The sequence below is a fragment of the Paenibacillus sp. Root444D2 genome (assembly GCF_001426375.1).
Taxonomy (GTDB): domain Bacteria; phylum Bacillota; class Bacilli; order Paenibacillales; family NBRC-103111; genus Paenibacillus_E.
Map to the genome: position 1 here is coordinate 224,250 of NZ_LMEO01000045.1, position 20,718 is coordinate 244,967.

Here is a 20,718-nt window from a genome sequence, read left to right on the forward strand (position 1 = left end):
CAAATAGTACCCTCTATAGTCATTACTTCGTTGATTCGATCGCTTTCTTCCACTTTTCATTTAATTCTTTTTCAATCCCATCGATCGCTTTGCCCGCAAAAATGCTTTGTGCGGCTTTCTTCGGATCGAATTGTGCTGCGGCACTAACTTTTGCATAGGCCTCATCTGTTCCATAATAAACAAACGGTTTAGAAGGATTAGCCGTTGTCCATTTGTTGAAGAACGGAAGATCCGCAGTGATGTCATTAACCGTGGAGAATTGCTGTACTTTATTAACTAAACCTGAGTAGATGTCTTTGCTGAACATCCAATCCATGAATGCTTTGGCTTCTTCGGCGTTTTTGGTGTTTTTGTTAATACCGATGTTCATATCGGACATCATCATCGCTTTCAGATCGCTACTCGTCGAATCACGGAAAGGAAGCGGGAACACGCCCAGATCATCATCCGTCTTCACTTTCTCCATGTAAGAAGGATAGTACCACTGGCCAAGCGCAATCATAGCCGACTTCTTCGCTTCGAAGGACTGTGTAGACTGATCGAACGAAACAGACAGCGCATCAGGACCAGCGTATTTCTTATCGGCAATCTCCTTGATCGCCTTACCCACTTTATCAAAGGTGCTGCCATCTCCAAATGGCGCTGGATTTTTCGCCAGATTCACCAAATAATTCTCATCGCCAGATAAAACATGCGGTCCGAACTCCATCAATGGATAGAATGTCCAATCATCTTTGCCGCCAATGGAAATTGGTACGTATTTGCTATTCGTTTTGATCTTATCCAATGTAGTGATGAAATCTGGAAACGTTTTCGGAATTTCCAAGCCCAACTCTTTGAAGATACTTGGATGGAAATAAACAAATTCAGAGAACGAGATGAGAGGAAGACCCAATACTTTGCCATCAATTTTAGTTGGAAACTTGTTGATTTTGGCCGCATTCGAATCATCCAGAGGCAGCAGCGCCTGCTTGTAAATTTGCATGTGGTTCGGCTTTAAATACATCAGATCAGGCAAATCGTTTGCCGCTAACCTCACCTTCAAGTATTGCCCTCCGTTGTCAGGCACCTTTTCCACTTCAACAGTTACATTCGGCTTTAGCTTGGAGTACTCTTTCACCTTCTCTGTCCAATACTCAAAATCAACTTTCGTATCCCACATGGCGAGCTTCAGCTTCACCGGCTGAGCTGGCTTAGCCGTCTGTGCAGCTTCTTTCGTCGCTTCTGGCGCTGCGCTTGCAGGCGTTGATGCTGTCTTTGTACCGCCGCATCCTGTCAAAGCTGTCATGGCCACTACCCCTGCCAAAGCCAAGGAACTTACCCATTTTCTATTGCTCATCGCATTGACCCTCCACCAGATATCGATTAGGTTGTTTGTACCTTGTATTTATCATAAACGATAGTTTAACGCAGCCGAATGATCGATTTTGCCCATTACTTGATCTATTTTGAACTAACGATTCGATCTTCTTCCTGACTTCGGATGATTGGGAGTGTAATTTCCACCTTCGTGCCATACGGTTCCAACCGCTTTATCGCTACACCATAGTCTTGTCCGTAATGCAGCCCAATGCGATGATGCACGTTAAGAATGCCCATACCACTGAACGTATAATCCTGGGCAGGGTCTTGCAACTTCTCGATCTGCTCGTCCGGGATGCCTACGCCATCATCTGCAATGATAATGCAAAGCTGTTGGCCCACCTTTTGGATAGCAATCGTAATTGTTCCATTCGTTTCTTTACTAACCAAACCGTGCGTAATAGCATTTTCAAGAATCGGTTGAAGCAGCAGCTTCAACACATAGAACGAGGTTGCTGATTCATCAACTTCCCATTTCACCTCAAATTTATTACCGTAACGTGTTTCCATAATGAAAATGTACTGTTTTAAGTTCTCAATTTCATCGGCAAGCAGAGTCAAACTACCTCCGCGATTGAAGGAGGAAGATACCAAACGGATCAGCGCCTGGGTCATATTACGGATGTTGTCAACTCGGCTAATGATCGCCATCAGTTTAATGGAATTGAGGGTATTAATCAGAAAATGCGGATTAATTTGCGATTGCATCGCAGCGAATTCCGCCTTTTGCTTCGCTTTCTCATGCTGTTCAGTCTGATTAATAAGCAGCTTGATTTGGTCCATCATATGGTTAAACGTGAGCCCCAGCGTGACCGTCTCTGCGCTGCCGGAAGCCTCGATCTTCACATTGAGATTCCCGTCCATGACGCGCGACATTTTCACCACTAACACATGGATAGGCTTCATTAAATTATGAACAAGGTAAAAAGAAATGATCAGGAATACAACGATAACGACGAAAGTCGCGAAAAGGACTAATCGGTAAATCGTGCTGTAATTAGCCGTCAACTCGCTGTAAGGAATTTGATAAACGATCTTCCAGTTCGCAGTGTCCACCGTTGCAAAGGCAATCAGCATCTTCTGCCCATGGATTGTGTCCACGAAGTTGCCCTCGCACTGCGAGTCGATGCGGCTGATTAGCGAAGTATCCATCCCCTGCTCGTTTGCCGGTAAGTTATAGCTGGAAGCAATAACGTCGCCATCCGTCGTTACGATGCGGAAAGCCGATGATCCGCTGATTGGATTTTGCCACAGCATTTTCTCGAATTGATCCCGACTAAACACAAAATAAATGAAATCAATATTATGCAGCATTTGAAAATAACTCGGCGCAATTGTGGTTACAATGCTCGTAGATTCCCGTGAATCGTATAGCGCGCCTTTTTGTTTGCCAATGAAATGAACGTGATCCTGTTCGGCGATCGTTGCCTTGTACCAATCCATTTTGCGTAAACTGTTATCATCTACAACCAAATCTTTTAAGTACGAATAGACGCCACCGTCTTTATAGAAGAAATTGATCGACTGCACCCTTCCTGACATGGAAGAGCTGTATTTTCCTAGTGCTTTTGATAAAGAGATGGAGTAGGGCTGCCTCTTATCCGTGGCTGTTTCGTGCAGTAAAGTCGCTGTCTCCAGCACCTCCGTATCCATGCCAACCGCTGCGGAAAAGTTGACGACATTACTAATTTCCTGCTCAATCGAGTACGTCACTGCATGAAGTGTCTGGAGCGTTCGGTCGGTTGTTTGCTGCAGCAGATCTCTTTTGTACACCTGAAGAATAGTAGCGCTAATCGTCAATATGGGCAGCACCACCATCGTAAATAGCAGAATGTAGAGCGTAGTAGACGTTCGCCATGGCTTCCTGAATCGGTTCATTCGTACTCAACCTCGCATCACGTTATAAGGAAGGGATTACTTCCCGAGATGTAAAATATCATAGCACAATTTGTTATGCACGCCAGTCTTTTCTTGCATAGAAGAAAGGTGATCTTTCATCCAATATGAAAGGGCTGCCCCAAAAAAAGCATAGGAGACAGCCCTATTCCGTCGTTTGATCGCTACTAAAAAATCTCAAGTCGTTCGCAGATGTTGCTGCATAATGAATCAGGGGAGGATAGCAGAAATGCCATCCTCCTGAATGATCCGTATTGCAAATGAGGTTTCTTTTCTTATTGATTTCCTGATTGGTTGTTATTATTATTATTTCCTGACTGATCATGAGGTACTGTGACGGTTACAGAAGTAACCTTTTGGTTGCCCGCTTTGTCGGTTGCCGTGTAGGTTATGATATAAATGCGTCCTTTTTCTGCACGTAAACTAAATGAAGTGGCCACAGTACCGATATTAGCCCCAATGTCACCTTGACCACTATCCGGCTCATTACTGGTAATGGAGGTTAACACCACAGATTCAACGCCTGATGCAGCATCGCTTGAATTCAGCGTGGCATTTATCGTCACCATTTTATGATTCGCCGGCCATATGGACGTTTTATCTAATTGCACGGTAAACATCGGAGCCGTTTTGTCAATCTTGAACTCGATGGTTTGGATCGGTTCTACATTGCCTGCTAGATCCGTGCTGCGATAACCGACCTCATAGTTCCCTTCACCAAAGGCAGGAAAGGAACCGATATAGGTGATCCAATCCCCGTTATTCACTTGGTATTCTGTTTTCGCCACGCCATATACATTGTCACTTACAGAGAAGCTTACCGTTACATCCGACGTATACCATCCGTTGCTGCCATTAGGTGCAGCCGGACTTAAAGATGCAACACTTACGGGTGCATTCTTATCGATATTGCTTACGACAATGCTCGTTATATTGGATACGTTACCCATTACATCCGTTCCTCTTGCAAACACGGTTTCATTTGCCGAAAGGACAACAGGTGCCGTGTACGCTGCCCATGTGCCATTTGCGCCCACTTTGTATTCTTTCACCGCTGCGTGAGTTGGATAGCTGATCGTTACCGTGACATTAGAGTTGGTCGGTGCTGTAATATCTGCAGATAAGGTTGCATCTGCTGGTGGTATCCCTGGAACGCTAAATACGTTGAGCTCCGCAGCAGAAGCAAAATTGCCTACGGCCTCGATAGCTTCAAGTTTCACATAAGATGCCGTCGTCTTCGCAAATACAATGCTTTTCTCACTGTCGTCACGAGCCCAGGTACCACTAGCAGTCTGCGTAAAGTTCTCGCCGTCCGTGCTTACGTACAAGTTATACTTGGTGATCGTACCGTTCCCCGCGCCAGCTCTCGGCAAGTATTTGATTTGATTTACCTCATAGCTCCGGCCAAGGTTCAACGTTATCGACTCAGGCAAATGCGCAGGAGACCATTTGGTATGCCACAGCGTAGAAGAATCTCCATCGAGCGCGTTCTCTGGATCATCGCCAGGCTGAAAGCTCGACGCAGCTGCCGTCATGCCTGACTGCGGAATAAGCACATTGGGTTCAAATACCGTAACCTTGGTGGTTGCGGATAAATTGCTGCCGTCCTTCGTCGTCGCTGTAATTGTAGCCGTGCCGGAATTCATTGCGGTTACTCTTCCTGTCTGGTCAACGGAAACGACCTCAGGTTTGTCTGAGCTCCATTCCAGCGTCTTATTGAATGCATTTGCAGGTTCCACACGTGCATTGATTTGCGCAGTATTTCCTTTATTCACAGTTACTTCCTGTTCATTCATACTTATCTTGGTTACAAAGACTCCTTCAACAGGAACGATAGGTCCTTTGTCATCGATACGAATGTTGTCTACGACTAATGTACCGCTCAATTCGGCCTGATTGTTATCAAAGTTTTTGATAATCGCTAAATAGGCATCATTCGTTCCATCTATTGAGATTGTTAGATCTAATTTACCTGTACCTGAATTTAATTTTTGGGTAGCAAGATCGCGCACTAAGCCATTTTCATTGACGCGAACTGCAACGGTGTACATATCTTGCATATCCGCATGATAATCCATGGTTAAATGGTACATATTATCCTTCTTCAGTTGGAGCGTTTGCGGCAGTGTCCGCAGCCATTCACCCGTTCCTTCCTCATTTGTTTTGAGCGAGAAACGGCCATCTAGAACATAGGATTTGATCTGATTTCCGCCCGACTCTACCAAATGTGTCCGAACAGGTCCAAGCTTCGAATAGACGAATGGCCCCCATCCCTCATCGACGTTCTCAAAGTCCTCGAATAAGGTTGCTCCGTTCGCACTCACCGTCTTGGTCGGATTTTCCCAAACCCTCACGTCGTCGAACGAAACCGTTGCATTGCCATCCGCAGCTTGCAGGTACAGTGTCGCTGTGTCGCTCACTGCCTCAAATGACGCTTTCAAGCGTTGGAAGTTTGTATTGAAATACTTGTGCTGCTGCGCGAAAAACTTATGTTTCGTATCTACCAAGCTGTTTTCTGCCCCTTGACCTCCTTGACTCACGCCGAGTGTCGCTTTACGTGTGCCGTCTACCTTAACCCAAACAGATGCCGTATACGTTTTTCCTGGCGTAAGTCCGGTGATGACCTGCTCAATCTTAGCGTCATTCGGACCTTTCACTTGCATCATATCATCAGCATTGCTGCTTTTTGCAAATGCGATATGATCTGTACTTGATGCGGATGATGATTTGTGCCATACACCGAACTTCTGACTGTCAAAGCCCACGTCCTTGGCAGGCCCGCCATCTCCCCAAACAGTCTCCGCGTCCACCGGTGCCTGATTTTTATAAAGCACATAACCAATGCCTTTCTCCGCCGTCAATGTCACTTGACCGCCCGTCACTGGTACACTGCCTACAAGCTCGCGTCCCAAATCCGTCAGCTTGTATAGTTGCACAGTCTGCACACTGCTCCATGAAGCCGGTATCGTCCAAGTCGTTGAGCCGCCCTTCGGGTTCCAGTGATAAATTTTATCCTCCTTAACCGGATCCCATGGAATGAATACCGTGCTGTCGCTAATCTCACTGCTATCTGTCATGATCGCCACATCACGTCCGTCTTTGGACAAATGAATTTTCCCGTCTTGACCGCGCGCCACAGAAACATTGCTTTCAAAATCGATGCGATTATTCGTCATTTTTATAATTGGGAAGTATTGCATATATTTCGTTGGTAAATTGTGATCAAAGAACGCTTCCGTCGTTTTGTTATAGCTGTAAAATAAAGGATTGTTTTGCCAGTATCCAACGCCAACCTGCTTATTGCCTTTCAATAGAGGATTACTCATGAATCCATCCATCACACCGTTACGAATAAAACGAATGATGGAGCTATTATTTCCTTGGTTTGGATAGCCAGGATCCGTACCCCAATGAACCCATGCAGCCTGCTCATGAAGCGGCCCGGCGAACTCAGTGCCCAGCATCCAGCCGTTGCCGTTCACATATTCTGCGAGCTTCTTCGCATTCCAATCGACGCCAGCATAGACGTCAACATAGACAAAGTCGAGGTTATTTCCCGTGTCGCTTTTCAGCATATCAAGACGTCGCTTTAGTTCCCCTGACTCAACATCTTCCGTCTTATCCACGTAATACGCCTGATCGAGCCAGCCCCATCCTTTGCTCAGGGGATTCACCATGTTTTCCATTTTCGTTTGGAAAGCGTCAAGCATGTATTCTGTCGCGTTGATATGAACGCCGCCCTTGATGTTGTACTTCTTGCCTTCGCTAAGTATAAAGTTAAAGTCTTCTTTGCCCCCTTGGCGAATACCGATATGGCCTCCATAATCCGGATGGGAATCGTCATGTCCTTCGGCTTGATAGCCTTTGTGCAGGACAATCTGTCCGAAGCCGTCGGTCAAATGTGAAATTTTCTTCGCGTTATCAAACGTTCGCAAGAATGGAGATGAGGTTGTAGAACCGATGTTCATCGCTATGTACGAAATGTTGTCGCGAATCATTTCACTGCGGAGAGGCGCCTCAGCATGGTTACGATAAGCGATTGCGCCATCCTGCCAGTCGACCGCGCTGTCATTGTTCGCATCCGGCGTAATAATGATTTTAGCCCATGGTAATGGCTCCGCCGTTATTTCCGGCTTCGTACTTCCGTGGTAGGTCCACGCGCCGCTTGACATCGCTGCTTTCTTCGTACCTGTCGTATCGTTAGCGACTTTCACACGAACCTTATCGTTCCCATTCACAACGTTATTGACAATAGTTGCTGCGAGCATATCTGAGTTGAGGAACGCATACGTACGACTTCCGCTGACAACCGTCGCTCCGCTTTTGAGATCGTTATATTCCTCGTTAATGATGTTCCAACCGCCTGTCACAGATACGGCAGTCTCTTGTGCCTTAGGCTGTGTGGCTAGGACGGACACGAGGTCGTGATTCGGAAACTCAATCGTTTTTACTTTCTCTGCGCCTTTTTCCACGATGTTCGTCACGTTGAAGTTCAACACGTTGTTTTTCAGCTCGAGTTCCATTTCCAGATCTACATTGATGTCTGGAATTTGCAGCGTGTAGGCGGCTGTTTCTCCTTTACTTGCTGTTGCTGCCTTCTTGACGTAGCTCGTCGCAGTCGGATAATAGGATTTTCCGTTGATTTTTAATTCATTGATTCCGTTTAATTGACCATCCATCTCGGCACCGCTGCTTTTCCACACATACTTCTTCACCCTTGGGAATTCCTTATCGATTTCGACAGTCAATTGGTCGGATGTAATCGTATCTGTGAGCGTAATCGGCTTAGGTTCGGGATTATTTACCTTTACCTCCGTTAATTTCACATCGTCGATGAAGAAGGTTTTGTTGTCAAACCAGCTGCGAATTCCGATTTGTCCGGCATTTGTCGGTAAACCTGGCAAGGTCGTGTTGAAAACACTGACACCATCGATCCACAGCTGCACGCTGTCATTCTCATAACGAAGTTTAAACGTATACTGTTTATTGGCTTCAAATGTCGAACCGCTTGAAGCAATGTCCCCCCACGTCTCTTGGCCATTTTTCACAACATCCCAGCCCCAACTGCTCGTATCATATTGAATGACGCTATAATTGTCTTTATCCGCATAACGGAGCACTAATCCGAATCGGGTTGGCACTTGGTTGAATTTCATCTTGACTTCATATTCGCCATTCGCATATTTCGGCGATTCCAGATCGGCGAGAATGACAGCACCTTGCGTTACCGCTTTAACAGTGCCATTATCCGGAGTAAAAGCTGTTGTTCCTTTGACAGCGGTCCATCCGCTTATATTGCCATCGTTGTAATCCCTTGCATAAACGCCATTTTCTAAAGCTTGTGTTGTTATCGAATTTGTTGATAAAAAGCTTGCTTGATCTTGTGTTTGATCTATAGCGAATATGGTTGCTGTTGGGATGCAAGTTTGCAATCCCATGAACACGGTTAACATCATACCGGTCTGTTTGAGGTGTTTTTTCAATTTACATCTTCCTCCCTATTTCCAATGAGTTGACCTTTTACGCGCTCACTATATTCTTGACATAATTACCTCCTTTTTCTTTCGTGACCATTATATACATTATGTACCATCATTCAGTTACCTTCCCTTCAATGTTAACCATTGTGAAAGCGCTTAACAATGATCTTTTTTGTAGCTAAATTGATTTCTTTTGTACTCGTATGCAAACAAAACCCGAATTCGTCCAATCGGACAAAGTCGGGTTTCGCGTCTCAACAGCTGTTAGGATTTACACTGTGCGATGGCTTGTAAAAAAAGTTCCGCAAACACGGCGTCAATCTTATTGCCGGATAGTGCACCAATGATCTCCAATTCATTCCATTCGTTTTTCTTCTGATCGTCATCATCTTCCCGTTGAATCTTTTCTATCTTCGATAGCAAGCTGTTCAATATGCCCTGGTTGGTGATCCAGCCTTGTTGGTAAGCATAACGAGCAGCTTCGTACAAATGGTCAACATCCATCCGTACTTTTAGCAAGTATGCTGCAAGAGTTTCGTTTCCTGCCGTATCAACCGTTTTTACCTTCACCTCATGTTCGCCAACAGCAAGCGATAACGGACTAAATAAATAAGGGTGGCTTATTGGAACACCGTCCAATTCGAGAAACTCGTTTGCCACGCCGCTCACCGGATCGGAGATATCGAATTGCAGGCTGCCGCCATCGGTCCAATAGACATCCATCGTAACGGTAGGAACGATGATGGGACCTGCAGAATCAATTTTGATTGCTGCCGTTTTAGTTGGCTCTTGGTTTCCGGCATTATCGATGCTGTAGAACCGGATTTGATGTATGCCCTCTTCAGATACAACGATGTTGTTCCCTTCTACAAAGGCGCCACCATCCACACTGTATAACGTCTTCTGCACACCGCTGCCATCATCGCTTGCCGTCAATGCCACCGTTTGTGCAGTACGCTGCCATTCAGACTTCGCGTTAGTTGTCGTAACCGGCGCTGCCGTGTCCTTTTTAAATGTGACGACATGCGTTTTGCCGAAAGATCCTGTAACCGTAATATTCAGCTTTAAGGAAGGCATCGTCTGTAGAACCGTGACCGTGTCATCGGCACGAACTAAAGTTAAGCCCGCCTTGTTCAGTTCAAGCGAAATCGTGCTTTGTTGCTGAGTCGGATCGGATACGGCTACGGTCAATTCACTGTCTGTTTCCTTTACCATCACGGATGCCGGATGTTGTGCGGAAATGAAATCAACGGATGCCGGATTCCAGAAATTCACCGCCGTAATACCTAGTTTCTTCTCTCTGACCGCATGTACATCCGTCGTATTACTCAGCACCTCAACATCAGGAGTACTGCTATAAAGCGCTGTATCTGCCGTATTTTTATGAGGCAGCATGACATAGGAATACGATGCATTCGATGGCGTTGCCCCGTGTTCAAAGGCCAAACTTAAATAATTTCGCGTAACCGGGGCAGCCGATTGTCCGCTATTAATATCTTTCCAGGCGCCGGTTCTCGCTTCGCGCAAACCATATACCTTAGAAGCTTCAGGGAAATAATAGCCGATGTCGGAACCCGGCGCATTTCCGGCTAAGTGAGCCCACTTCACGTCTCCCAACGTTTCCGACCAACCTAGCTGGCTCGACTTCACGGTTCCGTTAATCGTGAGCGCATTATCTCCCGCATCGTTCAGCTTGCGGTTATCGATAATGGTCTCCACCGTTTGCGGTCCGGCTGTCGTGCTCGAAATACCGGCACCCAATGCGACGATTTCATCATCAAACATAAACCATGACTTTTTGCCCTGCAGATTACTTCCAGTCGATTGCGCTAGTGAAAAGTCCATACCTGCTGCACCATAAAGGTTATCGATGGACGAGCCGCCGACCCATGTTTTCGGATTCATGTAGCTTTTCCATTCGACAGGTGTCGTCCCTTTCCCAGATCCATCCGTTGTCGTGCCAGGCAGTCGGAACGAATCTACAGTTGGCCAAAAATCATTGCGGTACTGGGTAAGATCGTTATCATATAAAAAAGTCATCCCGATGCCCGTATACCAGCCCTTTAAATTCTCGTTATTGCCCTTTTCGAAGGCAGAGATGCGGTTTGAGAACAGACTGAGCCCGAAACCATATCCTTCACGTAAATGGACAACTCTATCCATACCGGCAAACACTTGGTTTTTCAATAATTCTCCACGAGGCTGGATCGAAGCATCGTTCATCAATTTTTTGACTAGAGACAGCTCGTAAATCGGTAATCCGTCGTAATAATTGGAATATGTCGTGTCCGACTGAATCCATTCTTTGGCCATTCGCTTAATCGATAAAGCTACGTCTGCAGGCGCACCTTCCGCTAAACGAAGCAAGGTAACAATCGTGCCTCTGGCGCTTCCCGAGCTTTGTCTGGAGATCCCTCTGCCGTTCACCATATCCATAAAGAGTCCTTTATAAATAACCGGTTCAAACGTATCTGATACCCAATCGTAAACATGATTCACATTAGGATCCGTCACCGGCCACGGGGAACCATTCAACAAGAATGTCATATCAGCCGCACGGTTGAGCCACACTGCACCGTACCCCGCTGTGTACGCGATGTTGGTGTGTTGAACGAGCGAACCATCCATATAAACACCGTCTCCATGATCCGTGTAAATAAATTCCGGTCCGATGGAATCAAGTCCTTGCGTGATCTTCGCACTATTGCTTCCAATCACGCCACGCATCGTTACGACCAATGCTTTATCGAGCAAATTAGCTCCGGTTTCCGTCACATTGTTGAGCGTTCTCTTCTTCGGATCCGGAACGAAACGATCGACAGCTTTGATATACTTGCTTATTTGCGCAGGTATCAAATGATCGAACATCAACACAAGGGTGTCGTTCAGAATTTGCGGCGCTCCGATTTCCCAATCCCACCAATTGCCGTACTCATTTTTGGTTTCATTGTAACGGTTCGCATACATCCAGTCCAAAGCACTGATGATGTCATCCCGCAGCGCCGTATTCTGATACAGGCTTGAGCCTTGAAGAGAATAAGCGAGCGCCATGGCTTTCAGCCTGCCGAAAGCACTAGATATTTGAGCCGAATCCGTTGCGCTGGACAGATCGTTCCACAAATAAGAACGGCCCGCAGCTTTATTAAGTGTATCCCAATGTCCTGTCGCATTACCATTCGTGACGCTTGCAGCTAGTGAAATAAGGTTAGCAGCAATATCCGGATCAGCCGAATTGTACTGGGTGCCGCCCGTCAATTTGCCATACCATTTCAGACGCAGCTCGCTGTAAGATTGAATCGTTTCAGCAGATTCTACGTTAACTAGACATTGAGCTTTTATTGTTCCATCTGGTGTTGAGACCATAATCGTAGATGACCCTAACCCTTCTCCTGTTACTTTTCCATTACTGTCCACTGTCGCTACACTCGGATCACTGGAACTCCAGACAACGGTTTTGTCCGCTGCGTTCGCCGGTGTGAACGTCGGTGTAATCGTTACCGATGCCTCTTTGGCCATGGAAAAGGCGGTTTGATCTAAAGCAATTCCTGTAATCCCGTTATATTCCTCCAAACTTATATCGTCAAACCATACTTTTCCTTTTCCCGTTTCAAGGAAAGGTTCAATGACCAACCTTGTGACGCCAGCTGGAATGGTCATAAATACTTGCTGTAAAGTCCAATCCTTCGTACCTAACAACTTGGCAGATGCAGGACCGTCTCCAACTTTACTCGTGTTATAGTATTGCGTTCTGAAGTAAGCCCCTGCGCCCGTTACGTTGTCGGTTTTTACCCACACTTTAAGTCTGTAAGATTTGCCGGCAGTTACAGTCGTGACGCTTTGATTCACAGAGACTCGGCTTGTTGCGAAGGCGTCAAACAAAATCGACTTGCTCCCTTCATGATACGTGGTCGGATCCAGCATGACGTTCACCGTTTTATTCGGAGCTTTCCCGCTCCCGGTTGGAATCCATAACCCCCAGCCAACAGGGACAGGACTTGTGACACCGCTCCAGGCAGCATCCGTTGTTGTGGTTGTCTGCTCAAAGCTTCCATTCGTCATCTGATTCACCGCTGCAGCTTCTACCTTAAGGATAGCGTTTTCATAAAAGGGGATGTGCGATCCAACCATACTAATAAGTAAACTGACAGCTAACAACATACTTACTTTCCTCATTAACTTCACCTCGCCAGAAATTAATATAAAAGCAATTAAAATGTAAGACATATAACGGGATTTGTATATCGACGATATTTGAACCATATCGTTTTTTTATGAAAAGCAGAGAACTGGACCCGACGACGCCAATAAACGGTCATAGTCGGGTCCACGATGCTGCATTATTTCTTGTTCTTTTCTTTAAAGAAGTCACTCGTTTCTTTTACGTGCTGCTGGAAGCTTGGGTCGTCTTTGTACGTTTTGACAAATTTATCCCAATCTTCTATTGAATTCTTGCCGATGATCACGTTAGTGAGCATGTCGTTAAGCTTCTTGTTCCAGTCCGCACCCTTTTCTTTAAATGGGGCCGAATTCATTAAGCCATAAGTCGGATCCGGGATGGAGCTGATCGAGTCAATCAACTTTTTATTTGCCTCAAATACGTCGCTCGGGATGCCCGATACTTTCGCTCTAAGGTATTTATCAAAAGTACCCGTCACCCATTGACCGGTCGTATCGCCCGAATATCCTTTTTTCTTGCCTTCTTCCGTTTGCTCGACAAAACCGTCAGGCTTTAATTTGTAATCAACGTCTTGAATACCGTACACTGCTAGGTTGTAACCTTCTAAAGAAGCCGTGTAATCGTAAACTTCAAGAATTTTTTTCAGCTTCGCCTCGTCTACGGATTTCTTATTGATCAGAAATTGACCGTAAAAACCGCTCGCTTGCTCGTAATAGGCTTTGCCGTCCGCCGCTTTCGGAAGCTCAAAAGCAACCAGATTTGCCTTAGGATTCGTTTTTTGCAGTTCAACATTGTATTTGTAGGCATCAACAACGTTAGCGATGGCAAGACCAGCCTTCCCTTGCACGAGCATGTCTTTGATTTGCGCGGTCTTGAGCACAGGGAAGTCTGGCAAGATACCGCCTGATTTGTAAACTTTGTTCCAATTGATTAGTGCCTCTTTCGCTTGCGGCGTCCACCAATATGGCGTCAGGCCGCCATTTTCTTCCTTCCACTTTGTTCCTGTACCGAATAGCGACAACAAATAACTAGACGGTCCAGGAGATCCAGGAAATACAGCGCCGTACGTGTCGGCAGTGCCATTGCCGTCCGGATCTTTCTTCGCGAATGCTTCAAGCACGTTGTAAAGCTCATCCATTGTTTTCGGCGGCTGCAAGCCGAGCTTATCTAGCCAATCTTTGCGGATGAGCAGCGATTCATGACCGTCCAGCGGTCTAACGCGAGGCAGCGAGTAGAGCTTTCCTTTGAGCGATGCGTTCTTGTAAACATTCTCCGGATATTTCGCCAAGTTCGGGTAATTTTTAACATAATCCGTTAATTCCCAAAAAGCGCCTTGATCGATCGCATTCAAGAATGCAGGCGTTGAATTGAAGTCCTCGATGAAGAGCACATCCGGCAAATCTCTGGAGGCGAGCAGTGCATTTAATTTTTCCGATATTTGAGCGGATGGAATCCAACTCAGCTTCAGGTTGACATTTAATTTCTCATTCAGCTTTTTAACCGCTTCCAGTTCGCCCGTTGGAGCTGCGGCGAAGGCCAGCGTCGTAATTGAAATATCCGTCGGTTTTGCAGGCTTGCTGCTTGCTGTGCTGCCTGCCTTTTGACCTTCATTTGATGCGCTGCCGCAAGCCGCCAAGGATGCAGTAAGAGCAGCCGCTGTCATAACAACAGCCAATTTTTTAACCATTGGTTTCATGTGAGGACCTCCCAGGAATAATATCTTTATACTTACCTCTTCTGCTGTGCGTTTAAGCCAGCATCACCCCTTTCAGAGCTATAAACCTTTATCCTTTCACGGAGCCGACCATCATGCCTTTGACAAAATATTTTTGCAGAAACGGATAGACAATGACGATCGGAAGCGAAGAAATAACGACTGCGGCCATTTTGATCACCTGCGGAGGCACCGTCTGCTCACTCTCCAGCATTGCAGCAATGGACGGGTCCGCCATTTGCGAAGCAGAAACCAGCATCATTTGCAGCAGAACCTGCAGCGGTCTGAGCGTGTCTGTGTTAATGTAGAGAACTCCACTGAAGTACGTATTCCAGTAAGCTACCGCATAAAACAAGCCGAATGCCGCAAGCGCTGAAACGGATACAGGCAGCATGATGCGGATAAAGACGCCAATATCCGAGCAACCGTCGATTTTGGCCGCTTCCTCCAATTCATCCGGTATTTCCTGATAAAAGTTTTTCATTAGAAAGACATACCACGCGCTAGTCAATGCGGGCAGTATGAGCGCCCAAACCGTATCCATCAAGCCAAGACTATCCACTAGTAAATAGTTTGGAATCATACCCGGATTAAAAAGCATGGTCAGCAAAATCGCGACCAAGAAAAATTTCTTTCCTTTCAACCTTTTACGCGATAGGACATAAGCGAGTGCGCTCGTAACGATTAGGCTCAAGACAGTACCGAAGACCGCCAAAAATCCACTGACTCCCATAGCTTTCACGAACGCGTTTGTAGAAAAAATAAATTCGTAAGCCGAGAGACTCCATGTTTGTGGAATTAATACGATTGACTTGCTCATATACTCTGTCGGGTCGGTAAAAGATACAAGTATGACATACAGAAATGGGAGCAAAGTCACAAGCGCAAATATCGTTAGCACAGCGTAGTTGATCGCAGTAAAGAATTTCACGCCAAAGCTTCTATTCATGTTAGTAGAGTCCCTCCTCTCCGAATTTTTTGGCTAAACGGTTGGACATTACAACAAGGATTAGTCCTACCACCGATTTGAAAAGTCCGGCAACCGTTGCATAACCGAATCTTCCTTGCTGAATACCGACGCGATAGGCATATGTATCAAAAACATCGGCGAGATGCGCGACTGGTCCACTCATCATCAAGTAAATTTGTTCAAAGCCTACGTCCATAACTTGGCCCAAGCGCAGGATAAGCAGAACGATAATCGTGCTTTTAATACCGGGAAGCGTCACATTCCTCGCTTGCTGCCAGCGACTAGCGCCGTCGATTTGCGCAGCTTCATATAGCTCTGAGTTAATGCCAGCAAGGGCGGCAAGGAAAATAATTGTCCCCCAACCCGCTTCTTTCCAGATGCTTTGAGCTGTCAGCATACCCCAGAACAAGTTCGGTTCCGTCATGAACTCGATCTTTTGTCCCCCGGACTCGGCGATCAGTTGGTTAATGACTCCGCTGCCTTGACCGAAAATCAGAAAGCAAATCCCAACTATAATGACCCAGGAAAGAAAGTGCGGCAAGTAAATGACCGTTTGCACAATTTTTTTGAAAGCAAGCTTACGCACTTCATTCAGCAGCAGCGCCACTACGATCGGAATTGGGAAGAAAAAAAAGATGTTCAACAGGCTGATCGCCATCGTATTTCGGAACAATTGCATAAAATCGGGATTGGTGAAAAACTCGTTGAAGTATTTCAGGCCCACCCACTCGCTGTCCCAAAAACCTAAATAAGGAGAATAGTTTTGAAAGGCAAGCAGAAGTCCCCACAATGGGAAATATTTAAATAGCAGGAAAAATAATAATCCAGGCGCTGCCATTGCATATAGATATTTGTCACGTTTTATCGCGACGGCCCAATCCTGCACCCACGAGCCTTTTACTCGAATTGCTTTCTCCACTCCAGCTGGTGCCGCTGCCTGGAGCGGTTCCAATCGACTTTGCGACAACTTCTTCACCTCTCGTTCATGTCATTAGCATCTCGCTGCTTTGCATGAACAGATCGTACAATGATCACAGCTTTCCGTACAATGACCAATTCTTGTAGTCTAAACCGTCTGAGGCAAAAAAAGAGAAACCCCGCAGTAATGGGGTTCCTCCGAAGTTTTATACGCTTTTCTTGCTTTAGAACAAGCCTGCGGAACAAAATATGTGCATGCTAATTATCATTATCGGCTCCCCGGTATTGACCCGGCGTAACGCCGATGTGCTTTTTGAATACGCGAATAAAGTTTTTCGTCTGGTAGCCGACTCTTTCGGCAATGTCGGAAACCGACAAATCCGTCGTTCGCAGCAGCTCGATGGACTGTTCAATCCTGATCTTCGTCAAATATTCGATAAATGAAACATCCATCGTCTTTTTAAACAGTTTGCTTAAATAGTGGGAACTCAAACCGCAAATTTGCGCGCATTGGTCAAGCGATAGATCAAAGTGGTAGTTGTCCTCAATGTAGCGAACGACCTTTTGGATTAATTGTTCATGTTCTTGGTGCTGCTTGCCATGAACATAAGCAACAATCGGATCGACCATTTGCAGCTTGAACCATTCGTTCAATTCACGAATTGTGCTTATTTTGTGGATTTGTCCGTAAGGATCTTCGGATTCCGCTTCTCCGAACAATTGCGCCGAATCTAGACCCAACAAGTATGCAGTACGAATTGCAGCGGTTAACAGCCGATAATACGACATTTGAATCAGTTCTGGCTTTTGGACGTTGTCACTCATCGACTTGGCGAATTCGGCCAGCATCCGCTCTGCTTCATCCTGATCGCCCAGGTGCAGGGAATGTTCGAAGTGGGTTTCGATCTCGAGTGGATAGCGGTAATGAAGTTCCGATGTGCCGCCACCGCCCGTGTACGTAATCACCTGATTACCGCCAACGATAATACGAGAGCGAACGGACAAAACCGCCTCTTCATAAAGTTCGGGAAGATCTGTAATCCGTTCGCTCTGTCCACTCAAACCGATCGTCACTGGAAGACGTAGATAATCGGACACAAGCATTCGCAGGCGTTCCGCAAACAATTTAACCTCAGTCTGCCCATCATCCGTTTCCTCGGGGTCGCGGAACAACCAAACAGCGACCTGATCATTCAGAAGATTGATGATGATACCCTCCATCTCTTGCGATTGCAGCAGTTCACCAACAATATTTTTCAAGGCAAAGATGATCAAGTCGCTATCATTTTCTTGAAAACGCGAACCGCTTTCCTGCGGCGGGTCGCAAGTGATGACGAAGACACTATTTTCCCGTCCTGAAGGTACGTCGTATCTGCGTAACATGCCCTCTAACTGATCCCCAGAGTAGTGGAGAAACCGCCCCTGCAACAGCTGCAGTGCAAAGATTTCTCGAACTAACGGTAATTGATCGCTCAGCTGCTGCTGCAGTTGATTGGCCGTGCTGCTCAGCTCACCCCATCGTTTGCGTACGAAGCCAACTTCATCCGTTTCCGAGTCGAGTGCTTGTCCGCCTTTCAAATGGGCCACGAGGTTCTCGATCGGTCGATAGACACGCCGTGTGCCCCATAAAGCAATTAATATGCCTAGTACAAGACAAACTGCAATGATCGTCAGCGTAATCATGGCAATGCCTTTCGATTTGGCGTTCAATTCATTGACCGGCACCATGTTAATATACTGCCATTTGTTATAGGAGGAAGTAATTGGCGTCACCATGTAATCCGTATCTTGAAAAGTGAAAGTAAAGCGCTGCTCAGTTCGCTTTTGAGCAATAAGCTCGACTAAGCCTTCTGGAACGCTATTCCCGCCGCTTGACGTCACGAGGTTGCCATTTGCGTTCAAGATGAACATGAGCTCGCCGCTATAACTGATGAATCGGCTCATAATGTTTTGAAAGAGCGTCTCATCGATACGTATAAACAAAAGTCCAGTCGGATTTTTGGCTAAAAGCGGCACCTTAGATATCAGTGTTACGCCGTTCAGATGATAACCGGGTAAATATGGAAGCGGTCCCGTGACCCAACTGATCTGGTCTTCGGATGCAAGTTCCTTCTGCAAAGCCTGGCGTTCTTTGTCTTCAGTAATTCTGCGGCCACCATAGATTGGCGAAATTAAATAACCTTCGTCCGGTACATAAATTGCGACATCGCTTACTTCTTTGTTGCCATTTTGCAACGCAGATAACTCTCGTGAAATGCCAGAATAAAAGCCGGTATAGTTCGTGCTTTTCAGCTCAGTTAAATTCGAGCTAAAAAAAGTGCCCAGCAGCATTTGAATGGCATTGTTTTGAATGCGATCCAAAGTCGAATCGATGCTGGAGGACACGTTATTCAAGATGCGGACATTCGATTGGTTAACTTCTCTTTGCACAACCGAAGCAGAAAACCAATAGCTTCCAAATCCCACGGCTATTACTGGAATGACAGCTACAAATAAAGACAAGGTAACCATATTGCGAAAAATCGTTTTACGCTGAAATAAGCGCTTCCAACTTTCCTTAAACCATCTACGCATAGCGAACACCTCATCAACAGATTCATGAGCATTGTAATCGGTTGATGGAATAAAATCAACCGGAAAGACCCATTTTGATGCGTGGCAAACATCTGCCTCGTCGGTCGAGCATGAAATATCCGGGTGCTAATGCTTGAGAAGTTGCACTTTGGAGACGGTCGATTTATTCATCCAACCTTGCTCTACATGGAGGAGGTGTCTTACGGGGATCATTCGTTATATATGCTCAATTGAGGTTGCTGGATGAATGAATCTATATTCGTGGTTGAATGATGTTGTAGAAAATGCAACAATTCCTGCCTTAATCTATCCTCTATTCGTTCGTTGTTGTATAACGTACAACAATTTTGTCCTAAACAGGCGATTTCGCAACAAATGGGCTCGAAATGTTGTACAGACTGCAACTTCAAGTTGCAAAATAGCCTTAGGGCGTGTAAATTGCTGCAAAAAATGCAACATTGGTAACCACTGTAGCCCATCTACTCAACTTATACTTCCTTACCAACTGAAAAAGGCGAACACGAAATCTTTACGATTTCGCATCCACCTTTTGAGAAAAGACCCATGATCACGCACTTACATTCGCGCCGACAGTAACGGCTTGACTCTTCTTGCGCTTCATAAGCTCAGGAAGGGCAATGCCGAACATCGTGATCCCCACGCCAAGCCATTGCAGCCAGTTGACGGACTCATTCAGCACGACGTATGACATAATGACGGCCGTTGGCAGTTCAGCCGCACTCAAGATTGTAGCTAGCCCGCCGCCAACACGCGGTACGCCAATGGCGTAGAACAACGGCGGAATGACAACACCGAAGAGAGCTAGGAGCAGCGCCCAAGGCAAAAGCGCCTCATGCAAAGAGCCATTTACAAGAAAATGCGGTGGAAACACCAACATGACGAGAATAAACGAACCCGTCAGCATAATCGCGCTTCGTGTGATCGGAGCGACTTGTTTGGCTGTTTTTCCGCTAAACCAGATGAAGAGTGCATAAGTTACTGCAGCCAATAAGCCAAGGGTAACACCTATCCAAGAAACAGCTTCCTGGTCTCCGCCCAAATAACCGCTTGCCATAATTATCCCAACAAACAAGATGACTAGCGATAAAATCTTATCTTTACCAGGACGTTTGCGTTCGACGATTGCCTCCAGCAAGATGCCCATCCACGTAAATTGAAACAACAAGATAATCGCGAACGAAGCCGAAATATACTGCAGAGCCGCATAATATAGCATTCCCGTTAAGCCTGTCGTCGTTCCAACAGCCATGAGCGAGAGTGCTTGCCGCTTTGTTACTTTAAATGAATGCGACGCTGTAGACTGCTTGGCCGATTTCGCAGTCACGAATACCAACAGCCACAGCATAATCACACCGAGTAGGTTTTGGCTGCCGACGACATCGCCGACATTGAAACCAGACTCATAAGCTTTCTTTACAAAAGTAGATAATAAACCGAAGCTGCATGCCCCAGCTAAAACAAATAAAATGTATTTCATGATGCCTCCCTGCGAAAAGAAAAAAACGGACTGTGTGCCCAGTCCGCCACGTTTCGTTATTATGCCATTATATATAAATCTTATGACGAAATCGAGTCACTTCCATTTAAACTACTTTACTGAGAAAGT

Annotated in this window: 9 protein-coding genes; all 9 read right to left on the bottom strand. The window is 46.0% G+C overall.

All coding sequences use genetic code 11. The features are described 5' to 3' along the window. Window positions 1–22: 22 nt before the first annotated feature. A complete protein-coding gene (locus ASD40_RS22725) occupies window positions 23–1,339 on the bottom strand; it encodes an ABC transporter substrate-binding protein (RefSeq protein WP_057305441.1) in 1,317 nt (438 codons plus the stop codon). 104 nt (window positions 1,340–1,443) lie between these two features. Next, window positions 1,444–3,240, bottom strand: coding sequence for a cache domain-containing sensor histidine kinase (locus ASD40_RS22730; protein ID WP_057305442.1), 1,797 nt, complete (start codon window positions 3,238–3,240; stop codon window positions 1,444–1,446). Between the two features lie 293 nt (window positions 3,241–3,533). Then, window positions 3,534–8,741 (bottom strand): endo-alpha-N-acetylgalactosaminidase family protein, encoded by a 5,208-nt coding sequence (locus tag ASD40_RS22735; protein WP_057305443.1) that lies wholly within the window; start codon window positions 8,739–8,741, stop codon window positions 3,534–3,536. A 261-nt stretch (window positions 8,742–9,002) separates the two neighbouring features. Then, window positions 9,003–12,911 (bottom strand): polysaccharide lyase family 8 super-sandwich domain-containing protein, encoded by a 3,909-nt coding sequence (locus ASD40_RS22740; RefSeq protein WP_162251295.1) that lies wholly within the window; start codon window positions 12,909–12,911, stop codon window positions 9,003–9,005. 164 nt (window positions 12,912–13,075) lie between these two features. Further along, window positions 13,076–14,611 carry an extracellular solute-binding protein gene (locus tag ASD40_RS22745; RefSeq protein WP_057305445.1) on the bottom strand — a complete coding sequence of 512 codons (1,536 nt, stop codon included), beginning with the start codon at window positions 14,609–14,611 and terminating at the stop codon, window positions 13,076–13,078. A gap of 88 nt (window positions 14,612–14,699) precedes the next feature. Continuing rightward, entirely contained in the window at window positions 14,700–15,578 is an 879-nt protein-coding gene (locus ASD40_RS22750) for a carbohydrate ABC transporter permease (RefSeq protein WP_057305446.1), read from the bottom strand. 1 nt (window position 15,579) lies between these two features. After that, a complete protein-coding gene (locus ASD40_RS22755; protein ID WP_057305447.1) occupies window positions 15,580–16,566 on the bottom strand; it encodes an ABC transporter permease in 987 nt (328 codons plus the stop codon). Between the two features lie 209 nt (window positions 16,567–16,775). Further along, window positions 16,776–19,091 (bottom strand): AraC family transcriptional regulator, encoded by a 2,316-nt coding sequence (locus ASD40_RS22760; protein ID WP_057305448.1) that lies wholly within the window; start codon window positions 19,089–19,091, stop codon window positions 16,776–16,778. A gap of 568 nt (window positions 19,092–19,659) precedes the next feature. Beyond that, on the bottom strand, window positions 19,660–20,589 hold the full coding sequence (locus ASD40_RS22765) for an EamA family transporter (RefSeq protein ID WP_057305449.1): 930 nt from the start codon (window positions 20,587–20,589) through the stop codon (window positions 19,660–19,662). Between the last annotated feature and the right edge of the window lie 129 nt (window positions 20,590–20,718).